Source organism: Symbioplanes lichenis (genome assembly GCF_030709675.1).
GTDB classification, from domain to species: domain Bacteria; phylum Actinomycetota; class Actinomycetes; order Mycobacteriales; family Micromonosporaceae; genus Actinoplanes; species Actinoplanes lichenis.
This window is the reverse complement of sequence record NZ_JAUZQD010000017.1, coordinates 101,964-125,948: the sequence shown is the minus strand read 5'-3', so window position 1 is coordinate 125,948 and position 23,985 is coordinate 101,964. Positions and strand designations below refer to the sequence as shown.

Sequence of the window (23,985 nt, the reverse complement as noted above, 5' to 3'; positions counted from 1 at the left end):
TGGCATCGGGGGCCGAAAGCGTCGTCCGGCCGTAGACACCCGGCTACCGCGTTCGTCGTACGGGCGCCGGAGCCCGGCTACTGCGCGCGGACGACGTACGGGCACCCCGCGCCGCGTACCGTGCAAGGGTGATGCGAAGCGATGTCCAGGCGTGGAAACGGGAGCTGGAGCGGCCGATCCTGCTCGATCTGCTGCTCGCCGTCGTGCTGGGTTTCGCGGTCATGAAGAAGGCGGCGGTCGACGGCCATCCCGCGGTGGGCGACACGCTCGTCGCGCTGAGCGCCTTCGTGGGCGTGCTGCTGCGCCGGATCAAGCCGCTCTTCGCGCTCGGCGTCATCACCGTGGCCTCGGTCGGCGCGATCCTCAACGGGGTGAGCAACTACGGGCTGATCGCGGCGCTGGGCGTGACCACGTTCGCCATCGCCGCGCACGAGGGCCGTCGCCAGGGCTGGATCTGCGCGGTGTCCGCGTCCGCCGCGCTCTATGTCGCCGGGCTCGTCGTCGCGGTCGACGACTGGTGGCGGTTCGCGACCCTGGGCCCCGTCGCCTGGATCTTCATGGCGGCCGCCGCCGGGGACGCGAAGCGCTCGCACCACGCGTACATCCGGGAGGTCGAGGAACGCGCCCGCCGCGCCGAGCAGACCCGCGAGGAGGAGGCGCGGCGCCGGGTCCTCGACGAGCGCATGCGCATCGCCCGCGAGCTGCACGACGTCGTCGCCCACCACATCGCGGTGATCAGCGTGCAGGCGGGCGCGGCGGCGCACGTGCTGCCCCGCCGCCCCGAGCAGGTCGGCCCGGTGCTGGGCCGCATCCGCGAGGCGTCCGACACGGTGCTGCGCGAGATCCAGTCGGTGGTCGGCGTCCTGCGCGACGAGGGCGAGGCGGAGAGCACCGAGCCGGCCCCGGGACTGACGCGCCTGCCCGAGCTGGTGGCCGGGCTCACTTCCACCGATTTCCGCGTACGCTCGAAGCAGCGCGGCGAGGTCCGCGAGCTGCCCGCCGTCGTGGACCTGGCGGCGTACCGGATCGTGCAGGAAGCCCTGACCAACGCCCACCGGTACGGTACCGGGGTGGCCGATCTGCTCGTCGAGTACGCGCCCAGCGGCGTGATCGTCGAGGTCACCAACGACGTCCGCGCGGGTCTCGACCAGTCCGGCACCGGCTACGGCCTCGTCGGCATGCGCGAGCGGGCCACGTCCGCGGGCGGGCAGGTCACGGCCGGTGCGCTTGGCGACGGGCGGTTCCGGGTGCATGCCGTTCTGCCCACGGCGTCCTTCGCGTCGCCTTCGCCGTTGCCGTCTTCCCCGGAGCCCTCTTGCGAGCCGCTCGGCTTCGGGCTGCGCCGGTTGAAGGGTGAGCCGGCGTGACGATCCGGGTTCTGCTCGCGGACGACCAGGCGCTCATCCGGGCCGGCTTCCGCATGATCATCGACTCCGAGCCGGGGCTCGCCGTGGTCGGGGAGGCGGGCGACGGCCGGGAGGCGATCGATCTCGCGCGGCGCGAGCGGGCGGACGTCGTACTGATGGACATCCGCATGCCCCGGATGGACGGCCTGGAGGCGACCCGCCGGATCGGTGCCGACGACGACCTGGTGGGCGTGCGTGTGCTGGTGCTCACCACCTTCGAGAACGACGACAACGTCGTGCTCGCCCTGCAGGCCGGCGCGAGCGGCTTCCTGGGCAAGGGCGTCGCCCCGGAGGACCTGCTGCACGCCATCCGGGTGGTCGCCGCGGGCGAGGCGCTGCTGTCGCCGAAGGCCACCCGCGGGCTGGTCAGCCGCTTCCTCACCAGCCTGCGCCCGCCCGCCGGGACGGCGCCGGGGCTCGACCTGCTCACCGAGCGTGAGCGCGAGATCCTGGTCCTGGTGGCGCACGGCCTCTCGAACGACGACATCGCCGAGCGGCTGTTCGTCTCCCCGCTGACCGCGAAGACGCACGTCAACCGGGCGATGACCAAGCTCGGCGTACGCGACCGGGCGCAGCTGGTCGTCCTGGCGTACCAGAGCGGCCTCGTCCGCCAGGGCGACGCGCTTCCGGGTGCGCTTCGATAGCCGCCGGGCCGCTTCCGGGAGCGCTTCCATAGCCGCCGGGCCGCTTCCGGATGCGCGCACCGGGACCGCCGGGCCGCGTCCCGGTGCGCGCACCGGGACCGCCGGGCCGCACCCCGGTGCGTGGGCCGGGGGCGCTACCAGGACAATCGACCGCATGCCCGCCGAGAAGCGCCCGTCGCAGGTTCTCCGGCCGCCCGCCGTCGCCCGCTCCTACGGCGTGGCCGTCGGCGCGGATGTCGCGCGCCGCCACCTGCGCGTCGCCGTCGTGGGCGCGGGGCAGGAGATCCTGGCGTCGCGGGCCGTGTCCGCCTCCGCCGACGCCGACACCCGCCCGGCCGAGGTCCTCCGCGAGGCCGCCGCCCTGGCCCGCGAGCTGCTGACCGGTCTCGGCCTCACCCCGGGCGCGGTGCTGGGCGCCGGCCTCGCCGTCCCCGCGCCGCTGACCCTCGACGGCCGGATCGGCTCGGACACGTGGCTGCCGGCCTGGGCGGGCCTGGTCCCCGGCGAGATCCTGGGCGCCGCGCTCGACGGCGTCCCCGTGACCGCGGGCAACGACGCCAGCCTGGGCGCGCTGGGCGAGCACATCTTCGGCCGGGCCCGCACCAGCCGCAACCTCATGTACGTGAAGGCGGCCACCGGCATCGGCGCCGGCTTCGTCATCAACGGCGTCCTCTACCGGGGCGCCGCCGGCACCGCGGGCGAGATCGGCCACGTCACCCTCGACCGCGCCGGCGACCCCTGCCGCTGCGGCAACCGAGGCTGCCTCGAACAGTACGCCGGCGGCGCCGTCATCCTCGGCCGCGCCCACGCCGCCGGCCGCCCCTGGCCCGGTCTCACCGAGCTGGCCGCAGCCGCCCGAGCCGGCGACCCCCTCGCCCGCGACCTGGTCACCACCGCCGGCCGCCACCTCGGCGAAGCCCTCGGCACCGTCGTCAACGTCTGGAACCCCGACCGCATCCTCATCGGCGGCGAACTCACCGACGCCGGCGACCTCTTCCTCGACCCCATCCGGGCCAGCCTCCACCGCACCGCCCTCCCCGTCGCCACCGCCCCCCTCACCGTCGAACCCGCCGCCCTGGCCGGCATGTCCACCGCCCTCGGCGCCGCCGCGCTGATCCTGAGCGCCCGCAGCACCGGCAGCGCCCTCTCCTGACCGAGCGCGCCGGGACCGCTCGCTGTGCCCGCCCTTTCGACAGGCCGGCCCTTGGTCCCCGGCGCCCGCTGACCGTTCGCTGTCGAGCCGACCTGACTGAACGCCGGGCCGAGCCCCAGGACGGCGACCTGCGACTACGGTCGCAGCCGTTCCATCTGCGGGTCATAACAAACGAGGCCATGCTCCGCGGCAAGCTGTGCCGCCGCCGCCGAAACTTCCTCGCACCGGCTCCAGCTCATAGTGAGGTAGACGATCGGACCGGCAGCGTCGTCGACGATCGGTGAACTGGACCAAGGACTGTCCGGCTCAGTGTCGGGATAGCGCTTCGTGATTGCGGAAACGTAGGCGCGGACCCGAGCCGTCGGTGGAGTTGGACCGTCGGCTTCCAGGTACTGGTCGAACAGCGACTCGTACGTTTCTCCGGCAGCCTCGTCGCCGGGTGGTCGGTCGCCGTCCCACACCGCCAGGTCGTAGCTCACTTACCGATCTTGGCACACCCGAGCACCGGCGAAGGCCCCCGCCCGAGGAGTTCAAGGTTGCCGAACCTCACGGCCCGGCACCGGGCCTCCGTCAAGGCGCTGAGGGGCTCGCTATGAAGAAGGTCATCGTTGGCGCCTTCACGGCACTCATCAATGTCGCACTCGTAGGTGCCGCCGCGCCGGCGCATGCTCATCCGTCCGCTTCCCGCCCGGCCGCTGGAACAACGCAGGAGTCGGCGGCGCAGGAAAGCGCACGTCGTACAGCCGTCACCGCAGCTCACGCAAGCAAGATCGTCCGGGAGCTGTACCTGGTGCCCGCCGGCATCGGCGACTCTTCCTGCAGGGAACTCAGCTGCGAATGGATTCTGCGGGCGACGTCCTGTTCGCAATGAGCGCCCCCGGCTCCTGGGGCGATCGGCAGCCGGCCGACAGCGGCTGCACTGTGGACGGTCCGCTCGACGCGCCCGGCATGGATGCCACCTGGCGAGTCGAGATCCGCGGGCCGGCCGGCGAGCGATCCTGAACGTGCGCTTTCGCAGATGCTGAATCGGCAACTACCCCATTGAATCTGCTCCCGCCGTCCGCGGAGTCCAAGTGCCCGCCATCCGTGACCGTGCCAGCAAGCCGGTCAGCGCTGGTCCCACGGCACCCATGACCGAGGCGTCGTCCTGCTGAAAGGCGGCCCATGCCACGGCGCCCATGAGCTGCCGCGGCTCCGACAGCAACGGCAGCTCCGCTGCGACGTCGCTCATGCTGAACCTTTCCAGCATCCGACGTGCGAGCTGACCGTCGCCCGCAACCGCTTCCGCCGGCCACGTCGCGGACCCCACCCACTCGAAGACCTGGCGAACGGCCTTGCGCGTGTCGCCGAGCACATCGACCAGCCGCTCCGTCCAACGGTCCACCAGCTCGTCGTCGACACCGGCGGCCTGCTCACCCGAGAGATTCCCCGATACGGCCCACAGAGCCGGCGGAACGCGGTGGGATCGCAGAGCTGCCGCATCACCCGCGGGCCGGAACTGCACTGCACCTTCTCTCCGGTCGAGAGCGGTGAGCAAGTCGTCCAGCAGGGCCCGGGACGAACCAGGAACGCCCGCGCGGGCGAGCATGAGCCGCAAGGCACCATCGTTTCGACCAAGAATGTCATTACGGAAAGTCTGTCGTTCCCAGGAGATACGTCCCGGATGGACAGTGGCCGAGCCGATGATCGCACCATGTTCGTCGCGAAGCGCAAGCGTCAGATCACCCGCGCAACGGCAGATGTCGCCCGCGTGGAGGGTCCGTCCGGCCTGCCCGTGATGGATTCCACCTGGCGTCTTGAGATCCGCGGGCAGGCGGCCGAGGCAGTGCTCACCGTCGGCCGGGCCCGCCGCCACGGTCGGCGCGACGCACTGAATGCCGGGCGGTCACACGGGCGGGACGCGGCGGCGGAGGAGGCAGAATTCGTTGCCTTCGGGGTCGGCGAGGACGTGCCAGGATTCGTTGCCGGTCTGGCCTACGTCGGCGGGGCGGGCGCCGGCGGCCAGGAGGCGTTCGAGCTCTGCCTCCTGGTCGCGGTCGGTGGGGTTGAGGTCGATGTGCAGGGGGAGTTTGCCGGTCTTCGGGTCGTCGGAGCGGCTCAGGATGATCGTGGGCTGGGGGCCGCCGAATCCGGTGCCGGGCGGGCCGATCTCGATGTCGTCGCCGTCGCGGTCGATCTCGGCGTAGCCCAGGATCTCGCACCAGAACCGGGCCAGCAGCTCGGGATCGCGGGCGTCCAGGACGAGCTCGGTGATGCGCGCTGCCATGCGAGAACCCTAACGGCCCGGTCTGGTGGGGGCGGTCAGCCGGTCACGGTGAGGGTGGACTTCGCCAGCTCGTACGCGGGCAGCATCTCCTCGTGCTCGGTGTCGTCGAAGCTGTCGAGGACGACCGCCACCATGCCCTCGGCCGTCGGCACGGCGAAGGCGCGTTCCTTCTCGAGCTCGTCGTCGAGCTGGCTCTTGCTCTGGTAGACGACTTCGACGCCGGGCTTGCCGCCGATGGTGACGTCCGTGAATTGCGGCGACACGACGTCCGTACCGATGAAGGCTTGCAGGGCCGGGCGCAGGTCCTGGCCGGCGCCGGTCCAGACGCGCAGGAAGCCGATGTTGCCCGCGGGCTTGGCGTCGATCTCGCAGGCCATGGTGAGCGGGCCGCGGCGGGCGAGCTCGGCGAAGGGATCGTCCGCCGCGAAGGAGACGGCCTTGGGCTTCCAGGAGTCCGCGACGCCGAGCGTCACCGGCAGCTCGCAGGCCGAGCCCGGGCCGCCGACAGTGACGGCCGGCGGTGTTGGGGCGGCGGAAGGCGCGGCGGCGGGGGAACCCGAGCAAGCGGCCAGGGGGAGAAGGAGTGCGGCGGGGAGGAGAAAACGAGGGGTCACGAGTTGCCATGATCCACTACGCTGCGCAGCTGTGAAACGCCTTCGTATGTTTACTGCTGCTCCTGTCCTTGCTGCCGCCTTCGCTCTCGCCGCCTGTGGTGGTGGCGAGGAGACCGAGGCGGAGAACGCCCCCGCGACCGTCGCCGCCACGTCCGCTGCCGCCACCTCGTCCGCCCCGGCCGGCGACAAGAACGGTGGGGGAGACCAAAGCGACAAGGAGGCCTGCCAGACCGTCAAGACGGCGGGCAAGGAGATGAAGGCCGAGCTCGCCGAGCAGCTCACCAAGGCGCTGCAGGGCGGCGGGGACGACGCCGACGAGATGTTCCGGACGATTCTGACCGACCTCGGGAAGGACCTGACCGCTGCGACGCCGGAGGGCGACAGCGAGGTGGCCCGGGCCTTGCGCGAGGTGGCCAAGGTGACCGCGGAATCCGCCAAGGCGGCGGACCCCGCGGCGGCGAGCGACAGCGCGGGCTTCGAGAAGGCCGGCCTCAAGCTCGACGCCGCGTGCAAGAAGGTCGGGGTGGACCCCGAGTTCGACTGACGCTCGCCGGCCGTTTCCCGTAACAGGCGGGAAACGGCCACTCCAAGTGAGGACTATTCAACGCCCGGTTGTTCCGGACGAAACCTCGCCGACATCGATCATCCTTTGACTGGCTCTCACCACCCCTCAGAACGGCGAGGTGAGAGCCATGCCGGAGCGCTTTGTGACGGTGCGCTGGCCCGGCGGGCCGGAGCAGAGGATCTATTCGCCCTCGACGGTCGTCGAGGACTACTTCCAGGCCGGCCAGTCCCTCCCGGTCGCCGACTTCCTGACCCGCAGCCGCGAGGCGCTGACCATCGCGAGTGATCGCGTGCAGGCCGCGTACGGCTTCCCCTGCGGCAACGCCGCCCGCTCGCTCGCGGCGATCGAGGCGCACGCGGCCCGCTTCCCCGCCGGTGACGTCACGGTGCTGGGGGTCGGCGCGTGAACGTCGCGGACACGCACCACACGGTCGCCGTGATCGGCGGCGGGCAGGCCGGGCTCGCGATGAGCTGGTACCTGCGGCAGCGCGGCATCGACCACGTCGTGCTGGAGAAGAACAGCGTCGGACACGAGTGGCGTACCCGCCGCTGGGACTCCTTCTGCCTGGTCACGCCGAACTGGCAGTGCGACCTGCCGGGATGGCCCTACGCCGGCGACGACCCGGACGGGTTCATGCCGGGCCCGGAGGTCGTCGGCCACCTCGAGAAGTACGCCGCCTCCTTCGACCCGCCGCTGGCCGAGGGCGTCGCCGTGACCCGGCTGCGCCGCCTGGCGAACCACTTCGAGCTGGTGACGAGCGCCGGGCGGTGCACCGCCGACCAGGTGGTCGTGGCGACCGGGCCGTACCACAACCCGGCCGTGCCCCGGATCGCCGAGCGGCTGCCCGCGGGCCTGACCCAGCTGCACTCCTCGCAGTACCGCAACCCGGCGCAGCTGCCGGAGGGCGAGGTGCTCGTGGTCGGCACCGGCCAGTCCGGTTGTCAGATCGCGGAGGATCTCCATCTCGCGAACAGGACAGTGCACCTCGCCGTCGGCAGTGCGCCCCGTGCGGCCCGCCGCTACCGGGGGCGCGACACGCTCGCGTGGCTCGACGAGATGGGCCACTACCGCAAGGGCATCGACGAGTTCGGCGACGCCGACGAGGTGCGGCTGCGCGCCAACCACTACATGACCGGCCGCGACGGGGGCCGCGACATCGACCTGCGGCTCTTCGCGAGTCAGGGCATGCACCTGTACGGCCGCCTGCGCTCCATAGCGGACGGCACGCTTACCTTCGGCGACGACCTCCGGGCGAACCTGGACCGGGCGGACGCCGTGGCCGAGGGCATCAAGGACGCCATCGACCGCCACATCGAGTCCCGGGGGATCGCAGCGCCGGCAGAGGCCCGCTACGTGCCCGTCTGGGATCCCGGTGCGGCGCCGGTGGATGCACTTCCCGCCGCCCGGCTGAGCGCGGTGGTGTGGGCGACCGGGTTCCACCGTGACCATCGCTGGGTGGAGGTGCCGGTCTTCGACGGCCGTGGCTACCCGACGCACGAGCGCGGTGTGACCAGCTGCCCCGGGCTGTACTTCCTCGGGCTGCCGTGGCAGTACACCTGGGGGTCGGGCCGGTTCGCCGGCGTGTCCCGGGACGCGCTCTATCTGGCGGAGCGCATCACGGCGGCCCGCCGGCAACGGGTCACGGACGAGGTCAGCTGGCTCGCGGGCACGCCGACCGAGACGTATCCCGATCTGGAGAGGTGGGCGGCGTGACGAACGATGCCCATCGTCATCTGGGCGTGCTCCCGGCGTACCCCTTCTATGGCGGTCCGCCGGTGCAGCCGGACGTGACCGCGCGAGCGACCATCGACGAGCTGCTGAAAGATCTGGACCGGGAGGGCACCGAGCGGGCGCTGATCCTGCCCAACTACGGCGTCCCCGATCCCGACGTGGCTTTTGGATTCAACGACCTCGTCATCGAGGCCGCCCAGCGCGACGATCGGATCCGCGCCGGCCTGTGGGTGTCCGCCCGGGCGGAAGACGCCCACCGCACGGAGAAGGCGTTGCGCAACGCCGGCGAGCCGGGTGTCCGGGCGCTCAAGATGAGCTTCCTGCTCGGCGGGAGCGTCGACGATCCCGGCGTGGACACGGTCTTCGCCGCGGCCCGGGCGCACAACCTGGTCGTCCACGTACACACTTCGCCGGGCGCCGCATCCGACATCGACCGGGTGGGATCCCTGGTCGACCGGTACGGCGACCACGTCCGGATCCATCTCGTCCACTTCGGCGGCGGGATGAGCGGCCACATCAAGCTGATCGGCTCGCGCTTCTTCGACTGGATCGCCGCGGGCAAGCAGGTCTACACCGACCTGTCGTGGGCCATCGGCTTCGCGCCGCGCTGGCTCGCCGCCGAGATCGACCGGCGCGGCCTCGGCCACGACCGGGTGCTCTTCGCCAGCGACGAGCCGTGGGGCGACCACGCCGGCGAGCTGGCCCGTCTGCGCGCCGCCGTGGGCAGCACCACGCTCGAGCAGGCCTTCCTGCACGACACCTTCGAGAAACTCTACGGATAAGGGGCCCCACCATGACCGACCTCAGCGACCTCGAGACCCAGTCTCTCAACGAGATCCCGCACCCGTCGCTGCCCGAGGGCTCGAGCATCTACGGCGGCACCAAGGTCTTCCCCGACTACAAGGCCGAGAACGGCGAGAGCTACTTCACCCTCGTCCACGGCATCGCGCACGAGTCGTCGGTCAGCTTCGTCGCGGTGCTGCAGGCCACCCGGGCGCTGCGCAAGGGCTTCGAGTCGGCGATCTACTTCTACGGCCCCGGCTCGCTCAACGCCCTGGCCACGCGCGGCTTCCCGACCACGGGCAACTCGGCCTTCCCGGGCGAGCACAACATCAACAACTCGCTCAAGACGTTCATCGCCGAGGGCGGCAAGGTCTACGCCTGCCGCTTCGGCCTGTCGCTGCACGGCGCTCGTGAGGAGGACCTGATCGAGGGCGTCATCCCCACGCACCCGCTCGACGTGCAGGACGCGCTGATCCACTACGCCCGCAAGGGCGCCATCATCAACAGCACGTACATGTTCTGATGTCGCTCGACGTCCATGCCGACCTCGCGGTCCGCGGCGTGCGGGTGCCCACTCCCGTGCGCCGCCCCGCCGGGGCCGGTCCCAGCGACGACGGGCATGTCATCGTCGACGGCCGACATGCGGCACTGCCGATCAACACCCTTTCCCCGTACGAGGTCCGCGACGAGAAGGTCTGGCTCGGCGAGGTGGACACCGGCCTCAGCCTCCGCGTCGTGCATCGGCCGAAGTTCTACGACCTGAGAACGGCGGACGGGATCCCGTACGAGCAGATCGCCCGCCTGCACGGCACGAACGTCCTGGCCACCACGGTCGTGCAGACCTGCATCCGGTACGCGGAGGAGCAGCGCTGCCGGTTCTGCACGATCGAGGAGTCCCTGCGCGCCGGGGCGACCGTGGCGGCCAAGACGCCCGCGCAGCTGGCCGAGGTCGCCGAGGCCGCGGTCCGGCTGGACGGCATCACGCAGATGGTCATGACCACGGGCACCACCACGGGCCTCGACCGTGGCGCCCGCAACCTGGTCCGCTCGGTGCGGGCCGTCCTCGCCGCCGTGCCCGGCCTGCCGATCCAGGTGCAGATCGAGCCGCCCGGCGACCTGCGCACCATCGACGACCTGTACGACGCCGGCGCCGCCGCGATCGGGATCCACGTCGAGTCGCTCGACGACCGGATCCGCCGGGAGTGGATGCCGGGCAAGGGCGCCGTCCCGATGGCCGAGTACGAGGCCGCCTGGGACCGCGCGGTCGAGGTCTTCGGCCGCAACCAGGTGTCCACCTATCTCCTCATCGGCCTCGGCGAGGATCCCGACGAGCTCGTGGCGGGTGCGGCGGCGCTGATCGAGCGCGGCGTCTACCCGTTCGTGGTCCCCTTCCGCCCGATGGCCGGGACCCTGGCCCGCCGCGACGGGATCCCCGCCCCGGCACCGTCGCTGGTCCGCGACGTCAGCGCCCGGGTCGCCGCCCTGCTCCGGGACGCCGGCATGCTCGGCGCCGACCAGAAGGCCGGCTGCGCGGCCTGTGGTGCCTGCGGCGTCCTGCAGGCGGCCGGCGGATGACCGACCTGGCGCCGGTGCTCACCGGGACCCCGACCTTCGTCATCTCGCCGGACGCGGACCGGCGCGACTACCACCGGCTGCGGCGGCAGGTCTTCGTCGACGAGCAGCGACTGTTCGCCAGGGACGACCTCGACGACCGCGACGCCGACCCGCGTACGGTCGTGCTGGTCGCCCGGGCGGCGGACGGGACCACGCTGGGCGGCGTCCGGGTCGGTCCGGTGGACAGCGGCCCGGACCTGGGCTGGTGGGTGGGCGGCCGGCTGGTCGTGGACCCGGCGGTCCGGGGCGCCCACGGGATCGGGCCCGCGCTGGTCCGGGCGGCCTGCGCCTACGCCGAGGGCGCCGGTGCTTTGCGTTTCGAGGCGACCGTCCAGCGGCGGTGGGAGACCATGTTCCGCCGCCTGGGCTGGCAGCGGATCCGGGACGTGTCCGTGGCCGGGCAGCCCCACGCGCTGATGCGATGGCCGGTCCGGCGGCTGCAGGCGCTGGCCGCGGCGACCAAGAATCCGCTGGGCGACCTGGTCCGGGGCCTGACGCCGGCGGGCTGGGCGGGCGACGACGGTGCTCCCGTGCCGGGCAGTGACCTGGTCGCCGCGTGCGACGCGATCCTGCCGTCCATGGTGGAACGGGATCCCGGGTGGGCCGGCTGGTGTGCGGTCCTGGTCAACGTGAACGACCTGGCGGCCATGGGCGCCACGCCGGTCGGGCTGCTCGACGCGGTGGCCGGGCGGGACGCGGCGTTCGTCGCGCGGGTGCTCGCGGGGGTGCGGCGCGGCGCGGACGCGTACGGGATCCCGGTGCTCGGCGGGCACACCCAGCTGGGCGTACCGGCGGCCCTGTCGGCGACGGCGCTCGGGCGGACAGCGCACCCGGTCCCCGGCGGGGGTGGCCGGCCCGGCGACCGGATCCGGCTGACCGCCGACCTGGGCGGCGGGTGGCGGCCGGGATACCAAGGCCGCCAATGGGACTCGACGAGCCACCGGTCGCCCGCGGAGCTGCGCGCGATGACCGGCTTCGTCGCCGCGGCGCGACCCCGGGCGGCCAAGGACGTGTCCATGGCGGGCATCGCGGGATCCCTCGGGATGCTGGCCGAGGCGAGCGGCTGCGGGGCGGTGCTGGACGTGGCCGCGGTGCCGCGCCCGGCCGGAGCGTCGGCCGGCGACTGGCTCACGTGCTTCCCGGGCTTCGCGATGCTGACCGCCGGCGAGCTGCGCACCGCCCCGGCCGGGCCCGCCGTCACCGCCGCGTGCGGCGAGCTCGTGGCCGGGCGCGGGGTCCGCCTGCGCTGGCCGGACGGAGAACTCACCGACGCCGTCGAGGGCGGCGTCACGGGATTGGGGCAGGCATGATCAAGGTGGCGGCGGTCGCGGAGGCCTTCGACCGCGACCTGGAGCAGGACTTCGCACGCGTCGAGAAGCTGATCGGCGCCGCGCGCGCCGAGGGCGTCCACCTGCTGACCCTGCCGGAGGCCGCACTCGGCGGCTATCTGGCCGATCTGGACGGTGCGGCGGCGCCTCCGCCGGCCCTGCGGGTGGACGGGCCGGAGATCGCGCGGCTCGTCGGGCTCGCCGGGGACATGGTGGTGTGCGCGGGCTTCTGCGAGGCCGACGGCGACCGCCGGTTCAACAGTGTCGTGGCCGTCGGCGGCGGGCGGGTGCTCGGGGTGCACCGCAAGGTCCACCAGCCGCTGCGCGAGAACGCCAGCTACAGCTCAGGATCCTCGTTCGCGGCCTTCGACACGCCGGTCGGGCGGATCGGGATGCTGATCTGCTACGACAAGGCGTTCCCGGAGTCGGCGCGCTCGCTGGCACTGGACGGCGCGGAGATCATCGTGTGCGTGTCGGCGTGGCCGGGGAGCCGTACCGATGCTCCGGCGGATCTCGCCGACGATCGCTGGACCCGCCGCTTCGACCTCTTCGACCGCGCGCGGGCGCTGGAGAACCAGGTGGTGTGGCTGTCGGCGAACCAGTCCGGCACCTTCGGCTCGCTGCGCTTCGTGTGCAGCGCCAAGATCGTGGATCCGGGCGGCGACGTGCTGGCCACCACCGGGTACGCCCCGGGAATGGCGATCGCCGAGGTGGACGTGGCCCGGGCCCTGGCCACGGCCCGCCGCTCGATGGGACACCTCCGCGACCGCCGCCCGGAAACCTATAGATGATGCGGATCGCTGCTGCCGCCGCCCATTTCGGCCGCGACGTCGAGTACGACCTCGGGCGCATCGGCAAGCTCATCGACGATGCCCGGGCGGCCGGCGCCGCGCTGCTCGTGCTGCCGGACGCGGCGATCGGGGGCTACCTCGCGGATCTGCGGCACCCCGATCCGGATGCCCTTCCGCCGGCACTGGATCCCGGCGACCCGATCCTGGATCGCATCGCCGCGATGGCCCGCGACCTGGTCGTCTGCGTCGGCTACTGCGAGGCGGACGGCGACGACCGGTACAACGCCGCCGTCTGTCTCACCGGCGACGGCGTCCTCGGGCGGCACCGCAAGGTCCACCTGCCCGCCGCCGAGGTCACCGTCTATCGGGCGGGCGATTGTTTCACGCCGTTCGACACCCCGGTGGGCCGGCTGGGGATGCTGATCGACTACGACAAGACGTTCCCGGAGTCCGCGCGTACGCTGGCTCTCGGCGGTGCCCAGATCGTGGCCTGCCTGTCGGCGTGGCCCGTGAGCGTCACCAACCGGGCGCCGAAGCTCTCCCAGGACCGGCAGTCCCGGCTCTTCGACCTCTACGACTGCGCGCGCGCCGCCGAGAACCAGATCGTCGTCGTGTCCGCCAACCAGACCGGGGCGGCCGGCGGCATGCGCTTCCTCGGCCAGGCCAAAGTGGTCGGCCCGGGCGGTGACATCCTTGCCCGTACGTGGGCCAAGGCGGGCCTGGCCGTCGCCGAGCTGGACGTGGCGGCCGAGATCGCCGCCGCCCGCCGCGTGCTGCGCCACCTCGACGAGCTCAAGCCGGCCTCCTACCGCCCGGTCGCGTCATGAGGATCGCCCTGCTGACCTACTCGACCCGGCCGCGCGGGGGAGTGGTCCACACGCTCGCCCTCGCCGAGGCGCTCGCCGCCCGCGGCCACGACGTGACGGTGTGGACCCTCGGCCGGGGCGGCGGCTTCTTCCGGCCGGTCGCCCCGGCGGTACGGCTGGCCGTCGTCCCGTTCCCCGACCGGGCCGGCGAGCCGGTGGGGGAGCGGATCCTGCGCTCGATCGCGGTGCTGCGGGCGGCGTTCGCGGGCGACTACGACATCGTGCACGCCCAGGACTGCATCAGCGCCAACGCGGTCGACCGGTGCGTGCGCACTGTTCACCACCTGGATACGTTCACGACCCCGGAGCTGGCCGCCTGTCACGAGAAGGCGATCGTCCGGCCGTACGCCCATCTCTGCGTCTCCGCCGCCGTGGCCGCGGAGGTCCGCGCGGGCTGGGGCCTGGATCCCACCGTGATCCCCAACGGCGTGGACGCCGCGCGCTTCGCCCGGGCCGAGCCGTCCCGGATCCACGGCTCCTATGTGCTCACTGTCGGCGGCATCGAGCCGCGGAAGGGCTCGATCGACCTGCTCGAGGCCTATGCCCGGCTGCGCCGCGACCTTCCGGATCTGCGCCTGGTGATCGCGGGCGGCGAGACGCTGTTCGACTACCGCGACTACCGGACCGCGTGGGACGCCCGCGCCGCCGCCCTCGGGATCGAGCCGGTCGTGCTCGGCCCGGTCGGCCACGACGAGCTGCCGGGCATCGTCGCGGGCGCGGCGGCCTTCGCGTTCCCGTCCACCAAGGAAGGATTCGGGCTGGCCGCGATGGAAGCCCTCGCCGCCGGGGTGCCGGTGGTCGTGCGGGACCTGCCGGTGCTGCGCGAGGTCTTCGGCCCGTCCGTGGGCTACGGCACCGACCCGGCTTCGCTGGCCGCCGCCTTGCGTACCGCGATCAAGGAACCGGATCCCACGCGCGCCGCGGCGGGACGCGACCTGGCCTTCGCCCACACCTGGGACGCGGCCGCCGCCGCCCACGAGGCTTTCTATGCCGGCCCCGGCGGAGTAGACCGGCAGGTATGACTGTCGAATATCCCGGCCCGCCCGTCCAGGTCAACCACACCGAGCCCTCCCCGCGGCGCGTGCGGGCTCTTCTCGGCGGCCAGACCGTCGTCGACACCACGCACGCCGTCTATCTGTGGGAAGTGCCCTACTTCCCGGCCTACTACGTCCCGCTCGCCGACATCACCGAGGGCACGCTGGTCGACGAGGACACCGAGGAGAAGACCGACCAGGGTACGGCCCGCCGGTTCGCCCTGCGCGCCGGCGGCCTCGAGAAGCCGGGCGCGGCCCTCGTCTATCCCGACGAGAAGGTCCGCTTCCGGTGGGACGCCCTCGACCACTGGTACGAGGAGGACGAGGAGATCTTCGGCCACCCGCGCAACCCGTACTCCCGGGTGGACGCCCTCCGCTCGACCCGCCACATCCGCGTCGAGAAGCACGGCGTCCTGCTGGCCGAGTCGCACGCGCCGGTGATCCTGTACGAGACCACCCTGCCGCCTCGCTACTACCTGGACCGGACCGCGCTGAACGCCGAGGTGCTGGAGCGGACGGACACGGTGACGCTGTGCCCGTACAAGGGGCGGACCAGCGACTACTGGACCGTGCGGACGCCCGCCGGGTCGTATCCCGATCTCGCCTGGTCGTACGCCTATCCGGCGCCCGCCGTGGCCGCGATCGCGGGACTGGTCGCCTTCTTCAACGAGGAGGTCGACATCACCCTGGACGGCGAGCGCCTCGATCGTCCCGTCACCCCCTTCAGTGAGCGCTGAACAGGACGTTGCGGCACCGGCGTGTCACTCTGGGAGGGGAGAGGGGGTCCCCATGACCGAGTCCTTCCCGTACGCCGGGGCGACCGTGGAGATCGTCGAGGCGGGCACGATCCTGGCCGCGGCGCGGGTGAATCCGGTGGAGCTGCTGGGGCGGGCCACGTTCCCGGCGCCCGTGCGGCGGGTGCGGCTGACCGTCTCCAGTGCCGACAAAACGGGCGGCGGTGGCGTGGCGGTCGCGGATGCGCCGGGCGACGCCGTGCACGTTTTTGTATCCGAGATCAGCACGGTGGACGACGGCACGCCGCAACGGGACAGGATCCGGGCGGTCGTGCTCGGGAACGACCCCATCGGGCAGCTGCTCACCAAGCGGATCAAGGCCGGCGACCCGATCGCGACAAAGATCGTGGACGGGGTCGGGACGGCGGCCGTGGCGGCGTACAAGAAGCTCGGTCTCGATCGCCCGAACGGCCCGGCGCCGGAGCACGACGACCGGCCCGACATCCTGGCCGACGCCGCGGCCGGCCTGCAGGCGCAGGTCACCTACGCCGACGACGGCACGCTGGTGCGGCTGCGGGCCGAGGTGCCGCGCGACGAGGTGACGCCCGAGCACCTGGCCGCGATGGTCCGGCTGACGCTGCAAGTGGTCGTGAGCCTGGCGCCTTCGGACACCGATCTGTCGGGACGGCACTACGTGGTCGCCCGCGAGTCCATCCCGCGCGTCACGACGACCACCCAGGAGGTCACCCTCGACCAGGTCGGCGGGCTCGCGGACGTGGTCGCCCAGCTGCGCCAGATCGCCGTGTCGTTCCGGCACCCCGAGGCGATGGCCCGCTGGGGGGCGCGCCGGCCGCAGGGCATCCTCATGTACGGGCCCCCGGGCACCGGCAAGACGATGCTGTCCCGCGCCCTCGCGAACGAGATCGGGGCCGACTTCCGGGAGATCCGCACGCCCGAGATCCTCGACAAGTGGCTCGGCGGCTCCGAGCGCAACATCAAGCAGATCTTCCGCGACGCCCGCCGCTACCGCGTGCCGACCGTGATGCTCTTCGACGAGTTCGACTCGATCATCAGCTATGCCGGGGCGGGCGGCGACGCGGCCAGCCAGGCCATCAACGCCGTCGCCGGCATCTTCAAGCAGGAGATGAACGACCTCATCGAGGCCAACCCCAACGTCCTGGTCATCGCCACCACCAACTTCCCGCACCGGGTCGACGACTCGCTCATCCGCTCGGGCCGGTTCGACATCAAGATCTCCGTGCCCAAGCCCGACGACACCGGCCGTACGGAGATCTTCCGCAAGATGATCGCCCAGCTCGCGGCCACCCACGAGCAGCCGGGCTTCACGATGTTCGCCGCCGGGCTGGACCTCGCCGAGCTCGGCCGGCTGAGCCACGGCATGACCGGCGCCGACATCAAGGAGGCCCTGCGCCGGGTCCAGCTGGCCAAGGCCATGCAGGACGCCCGTACGGGCGGCATCGTCGACCCCATCGGCCAGGCCGACCTGACGGCGAGCATCACCGAGCTGACCGGCCGGTGATCCGCCCGGCGACCGCCACGGATCTCCCGGAGCTGTGCGCCCTGCGCGAGGCCAACGCGGCGGCGCACCTGGCCCTCGACCCCCGGGCCTACCGGATCCCCGAGCGGGCCGCCGTGGAACGCCACTTCCGGGCCTTCCTCGCCGACCCGGCCCGGGGTGTCGTGCTGCTCGAGCCGGGCGGCGGCATGGTGGAGATCGTCCGCAACCCGCCGCCCCCGGACCACCAGATCCTCCGCCCCCTCCCGTCCGCCCAGATCCACACGGTCGTCCACTCGGCCGCGCGCGGCCACGGGACGGGGGCGCGGCTCGTGGCCGCGGCGCATCGCTGGGCGGCGGCGCAGGGGATCGCGTACCTGACCGCCGGGATCCACCACGCGAACGCCGGCGCCGTCCGCTTCTACGCCCGCCACGGCTACACCCCGTCGGGCGCCGCGCTGATCCACCACCTGTGACAAGCTCATGCATCGAAGGTTGTCACCTTCGGGGCGGAGTGGAACCTGGGCTACTTCGGGGTGGATCACTTCGACGTGGTGGAGCAGCGGCTGGTGTCGTACCACTTCACCTTCGACCCGGACCGGCCCGACCGGCGCGAGGCGCGGGTGGGGCGCACGCCGCACCGCTGCATCTGGCCGGCCGAGCTGGACCTGATGGCGCAGCTGGCCGGGTTCGAGCGGGAGAGCCGGCACGCCGACTGGTCCGGCGGCGAGTTCACCGCGGAGTCGCGCTCGCACGTGCCGGTCTACCGGCTGCCGTGAGGCCCGCGTCGGGGGTGGGCTTGCCGAAGTAGAAGCCCTGGGCCAGCCGGTACCCGAGCCGGTGCAGCTCGGCGGCCTGCTCGGCGGTCTCGACACCCTCGGCCACGGCGGCCAGGCCCAGCCCCCGCGCCACCTGGATCAGCGCCGTGGCGATGACCGCGTGCCGCCCGGCCCGGGTCACGTTGTCCACGAACGACTTGTCGACCTTGAGGACGTCGACGGGGACCGTTTCGAGCAGCGTCAGCGACGAGTGGCCCGTACCGAAATCGTCGAGGGCGACCCGGACGCCCAGCGCGCGCAGGGCGACCACCGCCTCCACCGCGAGGCCGCCGCCGAACACCGCGGTCTCGGTGATCTCCACCGTGAGGCCGGAGGGATCCAAGCCGGTCTCCGCGAGCACCGTGGCGACCAGGCCGGCGAATCCTGGCTCGGCCAGCTGGCGTGCGGACGCGTTGACCGACACGCGCTGCGGGGCGGCGTCGCCGAGCTCGCGCTGCCAGGCGACGGCCTGGGCGCAGGCGGTGCGCAGGATCCACGCGCCGAGCTCGACGATGAGCCCGTTGCGCTCGGCCGCCGGGATGAACTCGGCCGGGCTGACCAGCCCGCGCTCGGGGTGGTGCCAGCGGACCAGGGCCTCCACCGCGACGGTCGTGCCGGTCGGCAGGGCAACGATCGGCTGGTAGACCACGCGGAACTGGCCGGTGTCCAGGGCCACCCGCAGCGCGGCGCCCAGGCGGGCCTGCTCCTCGGCGCGCAGGTCGAGCTCGGGCGTCCAGCGGTGGTGGCCCTCGCCGCCCTCCTTGGCCGCGTACATGGCGACGTCGGCGCGGCGCAGCACCTCCCACGGATCCGCGGTCCCGGTGCCGTCGGCCACGCCGATGCTGGCCCGGACGAGCAGCTCGTGGTCGCCGGTGACGACGGGCGCGCGCAGCACCTCGGCCAGCATGGCGACCGTGGCGTCCGCCGCCGGGCCCGGGAAGCCGGGCATGAGCAGGGCGAATTCGTCACCGCCCATGCGGGCGACGAGCACCGGCTCCGGTACGGCCACCCGCAGCCGATCCCCGACGACGGTGAGCAGACGGTCCCCGACCGCGTGGCCCAGCTTGTCGTTGACGCCCTTGAAGTCGTTGAGGTCGAGCAGCGCCACCGCGGCCGGCCCGGCGGCCAGGGCCCGGTGCAGGTCCTGCTCGAAGCGGCGGCGGTTGGCCAGCCCGGTCAGGTCGTCGGCCATGGCGAGCTCCTCGAGCTGGTCGGCCTGGGCCTGGACCTGCCCGACGAACCCGCTCATCCGCGCCAGCACCAGCAGGAACAGCACGACCGCCCCGGCGGCGATGGTGATCCGGTCGACCTCGTCGCCGCCGATGCCCGGCAGGAAGAGCATCGCCGGGGCGAGGACGGAACAGACCGTCAGGACGACCAGGCGGGAGCGGCCGACGCGGGCGCCGTTCGGGGTGGGGGCCACGGCGCCGGCGTCGCGCATGGACGGGTGCAGGGCGGCGGCGGCCCAGCAGACGTACGAGAGCAGCCAGCCGGCGTCGAGCACGCTCTGCTCGGTGTCGGAGTAGAGGCCGACCAGGGAGTATCCGATGTCGGAGACGAGCAGCAGCACCGCGGCCACGCCGAGCAGCCGGATGCTCGCCGGGCGCCGGCCGACGGCGGTGTAGAAGCGCGCGAGCATCGCCAGCAGCAGCGCGTCGCAGACCGGGTAGGCCACCCCGACCGCCCGCTCGACGGTGGAGGCCGTGGTGTCCGCCGCGATCGGGTGCATGACGAAGACCCAGAAGACCAGGCCCAGCCCGGTGGCCACGATCGCCGCGTCGACCAGCGCCGCCACGTCGCGCCGCCCGCCCGAGCGCCCCCGCGCGAGCATCAGCAGCCCGGCGACCAGCATCGGATACGCGCACAGGTAGAAGATGTCCGCGGCCGACGGGTACGGCTCCTCGTGCCGGACGTACTTGAAGTACTCCCAGGTCAGGTCGCCCAGGACCCACGTGGTCTGCCCGGCCGCGAACCAGTACCAGAGGGCGGGGCGCTCGGCCCGGTGCAGCCGGATGCCGACGAGGATCAGCGCGCTGGATACGAGACCGAGGGCGTCGTACACAAGGTTGTTCGCGAGCGAGTCGCGGGGCACCAGGTAGTAGACGACCACCACGGCGGCACCCGAGAGCAGCCACCACCGCCAGATCCTGTCGCGGCTCATGCGCGGACCGCCGCTCATGCGCGGACCGCCGCGAGGTCCGGGACGGCGGCGGGGCGCCCGAAGTGGTAGCCCTGGGCCAGCCGGTAGCCGAGGCGGTGCAGCTCCGCGGCCTGCTCGGCGGTCTCGACGCCTTCCGCGACGGCCTGCAGCCCGAGCCCGCCCGCGACCTGGATCAGGGCGGTGGCGATGACCGCGTGCCGCCCCGCCATCGTGATCGTGTCGACGAACGACTTGTCGACCTTGAGGATGTCGACCGGGACGGTCTGCAGGAGGCCGAGCGACGAGTGGCCCGTACCGAAATCGTCGAGCGCGATCCTGACGCCCAGCTCGTGCAGGTCCTGCACGGTCTGCACGGTCTGGCCGCCGCCGAACACCGACGTCTCGGTGACCTCCACGACCAGCCGGTGCGCCGTGAGCCCGGTGGCGGCGAGGGTCTCGGCGACCAGGCCGGCGAAGCCCGGCTCGGCGAGCTGGCGCGCGGACACGTTGACCGACATCCGCTCCGGGGCCGCGGCGCCCAGCTCATGCTGCCAGGCGACGGCCTGGGCGCAGGCGGTCCGCAGGATCCACGCGCCCAGCTCGACGATGAGCCCGTTGTGCTCGGCGACCGGGATGAACTCGGCCGGGCTGATCAGGCCACGCCCGGGGTGGTGCCAGCGGACCAGCGCCTCCACGGCGACGGTCGTGCCGGCCGGCAGGGCGACGATCGGCTGGTAGACGACCTGGAACTGGCCGGTGTCCAGGGCCGTCCGCAGCTCCGCCCCGAGCTTCGCCTCCTCGCCCGCGCGCTTGTCGAGGTCGCGGGTGTAGCGGCGGTGCCGGGCGCCGGCGGTCTCCTTGGCCGCGTACATGGCCAGGTCGGCGCGGCGCAGCAGCTCGCCCGGCCGGTCCAGGCCGGTGCCGTCGGCGCTGCCGATGCTGGCCGAGACGAGCAGCTGGTGCCCGTCCGCCTCGATCGGGCGGCGCAGCGTGGTGGCCATCCGCTCGGCGATGCCGTCCATGACGGTGAAGTGGGCGTCCGTGAGCAGCACGGCGAACTCGTCCCCGCCCAGCCGGGCCACCAGGTCACCCTCGCGGACGGCCCGGGCCAGCCGGGTCGCCACGACGACCAGCAGCTTGTCGCCCACGGTGTGCCCGAGCCGGTCGTTGACGTCCTTGAAGCCGTCGAGGTCGAGCACCGCCACCTGCGGGCTGTGCCCGGTGCCGGCGGCCACGGCGGCGGCCAGGCGCTCCTCGAAGAGGCGGCGGTTCGCCAGCCCGGTCAGCGGGTCGCGCAGCGCCAGGTCCTCCAGCTGGCGGGCCTGCCGCTGCACTTGGAAGACGAAGCCGGACATGCGGGCGAAGACCAGCGAGAACAGTACGACCGCGCCGATGCCGACCGCCACCCAGCCGGGCGCGCCGCGCTCGTCGGCGGAGAAGCGGCCCCCGGCCAGGAGCGCCGGGATCAGCAGCATGCTGGCGGTCAGGAAGATCAGCCGGGTCCGCCCCATCCGGCCGGCCTTGTCCCGGGTGGGCACCGGCCGGCCGCTCGAGCGATCGAGCGCCGCGGCGGCCCAGAAGGTGTTCGCGAGCAGCCAGCCGACCGCGATCGCGCCCTCGAGCGCCGGCGCCCAGGCGACGACGACCTGGTAGCCGACGTCGGAGTAGAGCAGGCCCGCGATGCCGGCGAAGAGCAGCAGCAGGCTCCGGTGCGGCCGGCCGCCCCGGGCCAGCAGGCGGGCCACCACGGCGAGCAGCACCAGGTCACTGGCCGGATAGACGGCCAGGATGAGGCGCTGCACCGGCGGGATCTCCGGGTTGGCGGCGGTCGGGCCGATGAAGAACAGCCACCACACCAGCCCCAGCCCGCCCACGATGATCGCGGCGTCGATCAGCCCGCCCCGGTCGGACCGGACCCGGCCGCGGGTCAGCAGCACTGTGGCGGTGATCAGCAGCGGACAGGCGGCCAGGTAGAACACGTCGGCGACCGACGGGAACGGCGGCTGCTGCAGGACCTGGCGACAAATCTCGTACGTGATGTCGCCCGCGATCCGGCACAGCACGGCGGCCGCGAAGATCCACCAGCCGAGCCGCTGGGCGGGCCGGTTGCGCAGGATGCCCGCGACGATCGCGCCGAGCGTTGCCAGCCCGAAGCTGTTGTAGACCACGGCGGCGAGCGGGGTGCCGTCGGACAGCATCGGGTACGCGAGGGTGACTGTCAGCCCCGCGAGGATCCACGCCACGACGACCCGGTCGGCCGGTCCCTTCCGCACAATGGGCCATCGGCAGCGCGGGGGCGCAGTTGAGGGTCGTCAGCCAGGGAACGCCCGCTCTAACAGCGCCCCGGTGTCCGTGCCCGCGGGCAGTGTGCCGAAGGTCGCACCACCGTCACCGCCGAGCCGGCTCGCGCAGAAGGCGTCCGCGACGGCCGGCGGCGCGTACCGGACCAGCAGTGACCCCTGCAGCACCAGCGCCATCCGCTCCACCAGCCGCCGCGCCTGATCCTCGCTCGGCTCCAGCGTCACCAGGCTCTTCAGGGCCGCGTCCAGCCTGCGGTCCGCGCCTGCCGCGGCCTCGACTTCCTTCCGGTACGCATCCCAGCCCGCCGGATCCCGCCGCAGCGTCCGCAGCACGTCGAGCGCCTGCACGTTGCCCGACCCCTCCCAGATCGAGTTGAGCGGGGCGTCGCGGTAGAGCCGGGGCAGGCCGGACTCCTCGACGTATCCGTTGCCGCCGAGGCACTCCAGCGCCTCCCCGGCGACGGCCGGCTGGCGCTTGCACACCCAGTACTTGCCGACCGCCACGGCGAGCCGCCCGAACGCCGTCTCGTGGCGGTCGACCGCCCCGGCCAGCCGCAGCGCCAGCGCAGTCGCGGCCTCGGACTCCAGCGCCAGGTCGGCCAGCACATTGCGCATGAGCGGCTTGCCCAGCAACGGCCCGCCGAACGCCGACCGGTGCCGGGCGTGGTGGATCGCCTGCACGAGCGCGGCCCGCATCCCGGCGGCGGATCCCGTGACACAATCCAGCCGGGTCATGGACACCATCTCGATGATCGTGCGTACGCCCTGCCCCGCCGGCCCCACCAGCCACGCGACGGTGTCGTCGAACTCCGGCTCCGAGCTGGCGTTGCTCCGGTTGCCGAGCTTGTCCTTCAGCCGCTGGATCCGGAACGTGTTGCGACCGCCGTCGGGCAGCACCCGTGGCACCAGGAAGCACGACAGCCCCTCCGGCGCCTGCGCCAGCACCAGGAACAGATCGCACATGGGCGCACTCGTGAACCACTTGTGCCCCCGCAGCCGCCACGTGCCGTCGGGCTGCTCGGTGGCTGAGGTCGAGTTCGCGCGTACGTCGGAGCCGCCCTGTTTCTCCGTCATGCCCATGCCCGCGAGCAGCCCGCGCTTGCCGGCCGGCGGGCGGAGCCCCGGATCGTAGACGCGGCTCGTCAGCAGCGGCTCGTAAAGCTTCGCCAGCTCCGGGTTGTGGCGCAGCGCGGGCACGACGGCGTAGGTCATCGAGATCGGGCACGTGTGCCCCGCCTCGACCTGACTCCAGACGAACAGCTTGGCCGCGCGCGCGACGTGGGGGTTCTCCTTTTCGCCCCACGCTGTCCCGGCCAGCCCCCGCGTCACCGCCACGTCCATGAGCCGGTGCCACGCGGGATGGAACTCGACCTCGTCGACGCGGTGGCCGTACCGGTCATGGGTGATCAGGCGAGGCTCGTACCGGTTGGCCTCCTCGGCCCACCGCTGGGCCTCCTCCTGCCCGGCCAGCTTCCCCAGCTCGTGCAGCTCGCCGATGGTGGCGCCGGCGCCCTCGCGCCCGACCGCCTCCACCAGCGCGGCGTCCGCTGCCACATCGTGCCCCACCAGCACCGGCGGCTGATTGACGACCTCGTGCGTGATCCCCATCACGCGAATGTAGCCCCAGCCACGCAGCCACTGAAGTCCGTCGATGCGGGTAGGATTCGTTCGGGCTTGACCGG

25 protein-coding genes are annotated in these 23,985 nt (G+C 72.8%); 18 read left to right on the top strand and 7 right to left on the bottom strand.

Annotated elements, in window-relative coordinates; all coding sequences use genetic code 11:
- The first annotated feature begins 131 nt into the window (after positions 1–131).
- From RAN62_RS34125 to RAN62_RS34115, 3 genes are all read left to right on the top strand, one after another.
- Positions 132–1,367 carry a sensor histidine kinase gene (locus RAN62_RS34125; RefSeq protein ID WP_305789076.1) on the top strand — a complete coding sequence of 412 codons (1,236 nt, stop codon included), beginning with the start codon at positions 132–134 and terminating at the stop codon, positions 1,365–1,367.
- Entirely contained in the window at positions 1,364–2,050 is a 687-nt protein-coding gene (locus RAN62_RS34120) for a response regulator (protein ID WP_305788966.1), read from the top strand. Before RAN62_RS34125 ends, RAN62_RS34120 begins: the two co-directional genes overlap by 4 nt.
- A gap of 154 nt (positions 2,051–2,204) precedes the next feature.
- On the top strand, positions 2,205–3,203 hold the full coding sequence (locus RAN62_RS34115) for an ROK family protein (RefSeq protein WP_305788965.1): 999 nt from the start codon (positions 2,205–2,207) through the stop codon (positions 3,201–3,203).
- 134 nt (positions 3,204–3,337) lie between these two features.
- On the opposite strand, the gene RAN62_RS34110 is transcribed toward RAN62_RS34115, so the two are convergent.
- On the bottom strand, positions 3,338–3,682 hold the full coding sequence (locus RAN62_RS34110) for a hypothetical protein (RefSeq protein WP_305788964.1): 345 nt from the start codon (positions 3,680–3,682) through the stop codon (positions 3,338–3,340).
- A gap of 113 nt (positions 3,683–3,795) precedes the next feature.
- Between RAN62_RS34110 and RAN62_RS34105 the strand changes: the two genes are divergently transcribed.
- Positions 3,796–4,074, top strand: coding sequence for a hypothetical protein (locus RAN62_RS34105; protein ID WP_305788963.1), 279 nt, complete (start codon positions 3,796–3,798; stop codon positions 4,072–4,074).
- A gap of 162 nt (positions 4,075–4,236) precedes the next feature.
- On the opposite strand, the gene RAN62_RS34100 is transcribed toward RAN62_RS34105, so the two are convergent.
- The 3 genes from RAN62_RS34100 to RAN62_RS34090 are packed head-to-tail and all read right to left on the bottom strand — an operon-like array spanning position 4,237 to position 6,083.
- Positions 4,237–5,058, bottom strand: coding sequence for a hypothetical protein (locus RAN62_RS34100; RefSeq protein ID WP_305788962.1), 822 nt, complete (start codon positions 5,056–5,058; stop codon positions 4,237–4,239).
- A 30-nt stretch (positions 5,059–5,088) separates the two neighbouring features.
- Positions 5,089–5,469, bottom strand: coding sequence for a VOC family protein (locus RAN62_RS34095; RefSeq protein WP_305788961.1), 381 nt, complete (start codon positions 5,467–5,469; stop codon positions 5,089–5,091).
- Positions 5,470–5,504: 35 nt separating this feature from the next.
- Positions 5,505–6,083, bottom strand: coding sequence for a lipoprotein (locus tag RAN62_RS34090; protein ID WP_305788960.1), 579 nt, complete (start codon positions 6,081–6,083; stop codon positions 5,505–5,507).
- A 31-nt stretch (positions 6,084–6,114) separates the two neighbouring features.
- Between RAN62_RS34090 and RAN62_RS34085 the strand changes: the two genes are divergently transcribed.
- The 14 genes from RAN62_RS34085 (at position 6,115) to RAN62_RS34020 (ending at position 17,824) form a co-directional block, all read left to right on the top strand.
- Positions 6,115–6,627: a hypothetical protein gene (locus tag RAN62_RS34085; protein ID WP_305788959.1), complete on the top strand. Its 513-nt coding sequence runs from the start codon at positions 6,115–6,117 to the stop codon at positions 6,625–6,627.
- A 148-nt stretch (positions 6,628–6,775) separates the two neighbouring features.
- A complete protein-coding gene (locus RAN62_RS34080) occupies positions 6,776–7,054 on the top strand; it encodes an MSMEG_0570 family nitrogen starvation response protein (RefSeq protein WP_305788958.1) in 279 nt (92 codons plus the stop codon).
- Positions 7,051–8,361, top strand: a complete 1,311-nt coding sequence (locus RAN62_RS34075) for an MSMEG_0569 family flavin-dependent oxidoreductase (protein ID WP_305788957.1) — start codon at positions 7,051–7,053, stop codon at positions 8,359–8,361. The genes RAN62_RS34080 and RAN62_RS34075 overlap by 4 nt, the downstream gene beginning before the upstream one ends.
- Positions 8,358–9,161, top strand: a complete 804-nt coding sequence (locus RAN62_RS34070; RefSeq protein ID WP_305788956.1) for an amidohydrolase family protein — start codon at positions 8,358–8,360, stop codon at positions 9,159–9,161. Before RAN62_RS34075 ends, RAN62_RS34070 begins: the two co-directional genes overlap by 4 nt.
- A gap of 11 nt (positions 9,162–9,172) precedes the next feature.
- Positions 9,173–9,685 (top strand): MSMEG_0572/Sll0783 family nitrogen starvation response protein, encoded by a 513-nt coding sequence (locus tag RAN62_RS34065; protein ID WP_305788955.1) that lies wholly within the window; start codon positions 9,173–9,175, stop codon positions 9,683–9,685.
- Complete coding sequence (locus tag RAN62_RS34060) at positions 9,685–10,737, top strand: MSMEG_0568 family radical SAM protein (protein WP_305788954.1); 1,053 nt, start codon at positions 9,685–9,687, stop codon at positions 10,735–10,737. The genes RAN62_RS34065 and RAN62_RS34060 overlap by 1 nt, the downstream gene beginning before the upstream one ends.
- Entirely contained in the window at positions 10,734–12,086 is a 1,353-nt protein-coding gene (locus tag RAN62_RS34055; protein WP_305788953.1) for an MSMEG_0567/sll0787 family protein, read from the top strand. The genes RAN62_RS34060 and RAN62_RS34055 overlap by 4 nt, the downstream gene beginning before the upstream one ends.
- On the top strand, positions 12,083–12,895 hold the full coding sequence (locus tag RAN62_RS34050; protein ID WP_305788952.1) for a carbon-nitrogen hydrolase family protein: 813 nt from the start codon (positions 12,083–12,085) through the stop codon (positions 12,893–12,895). The genes RAN62_RS34055 and RAN62_RS34050 overlap by 4 nt, the downstream gene beginning before the upstream one ends.
- Positions 12,895–13,722, top strand: a complete 828-nt coding sequence (locus RAN62_RS34045) for a carbon-nitrogen hydrolase family protein (RefSeq protein ID WP_305788951.1) — start codon at positions 12,895–12,897, stop codon at positions 13,720–13,722. Before RAN62_RS34050 ends, RAN62_RS34045 begins: the two co-directional genes overlap by 1 nt.
- Positions 13,719–14,783: an MSMEG_0565 family glycosyltransferase gene (locus RAN62_RS34040; protein ID WP_305788950.1), complete on the top strand. Its 1,065-nt coding sequence runs from the start codon at positions 13,719–13,721 to the stop codon at positions 14,781–14,783. The genes RAN62_RS34045 and RAN62_RS34040 overlap by 4 nt, the downstream gene beginning before the upstream one ends.
- Positions 14,780–15,532: a DUF427 domain-containing protein gene (locus RAN62_RS34035; protein ID WP_305788949.1), complete on the top strand. Its 753-nt coding sequence runs from the start codon at positions 14,780–14,782 to the stop codon at positions 15,530–15,532. The genes RAN62_RS34040 and RAN62_RS34035 overlap by 4 nt, the downstream gene beginning before the upstream one ends.
- Before the next feature lie 52 nt (positions 15,533–15,584).
- Entirely contained in the window at positions 15,585–17,069 is a 1,485-nt protein-coding gene (locus RAN62_RS34030; RefSeq protein ID WP_305788948.1) for an ATP-binding protein, read from the top strand.
- The gene (locus tag RAN62_RS34025) at positions 17,066–17,521 is read left to right on the top strand and encodes a GNAT family N-acetyltransferase (protein WP_305788947.1); all 456 of its coding nucleotides are present in this window, start codon (positions 17,066–17,068) and stop codon (positions 17,519–17,521) included. The genes RAN62_RS34030 and RAN62_RS34025 overlap by 4 nt, the downstream gene beginning before the upstream one ends.
- 60 nt (positions 17,522–17,581) lie before the next feature.
- Positions 17,582–17,824 (top strand): hypothetical protein, encoded by a 243-nt coding sequence (locus RAN62_RS34020; RefSeq protein WP_305788946.1) that lies wholly within the window; start codon positions 17,582–17,584, stop codon positions 17,822–17,824.
- Here RAN62_RS34020 and RAN62_RS34015 read toward each other — a convergent pair.
- From RAN62_RS34015 to RAN62_RS34005, 3 genes are read right to left on the bottom strand one after another with little or no spacing between them, the layout of a single operon-like run.
- A complete protein-coding gene (locus tag RAN62_RS34015) occupies positions 17,778–20,024 on the bottom strand; it encodes a putative bifunctional diguanylate cyclase/phosphodiesterase (protein ID WP_305788945.1) in 2,247 nt (748 codons plus the stop codon). The two genes, RAN62_RS34020 and RAN62_RS34015, sit on opposite strands and share 47 nt — an antisense overlap.
- A 14-nt stretch (positions 20,025–20,038) precedes the next feature.
- A complete protein-coding gene (locus RAN62_RS34010; RefSeq protein WP_305788944.1) occupies positions 20,039–22,276 on the bottom strand; it encodes a putative bifunctional diguanylate cyclase/phosphodiesterase in 2,238 nt (745 codons plus the stop codon).
- Between the two features lie 39 nt (positions 22,277–22,315).
- Complete coding sequence (locus RAN62_RS34005; protein ID WP_305788943.1) at positions 22,316–23,911, bottom strand: acyl-CoA dehydrogenase family protein; 1,596 nt, start codon at positions 23,909–23,911, stop codon at positions 22,316–22,318.
- Between the last annotated feature and the right edge of the window lie 74 nt (positions 23,912–23,985).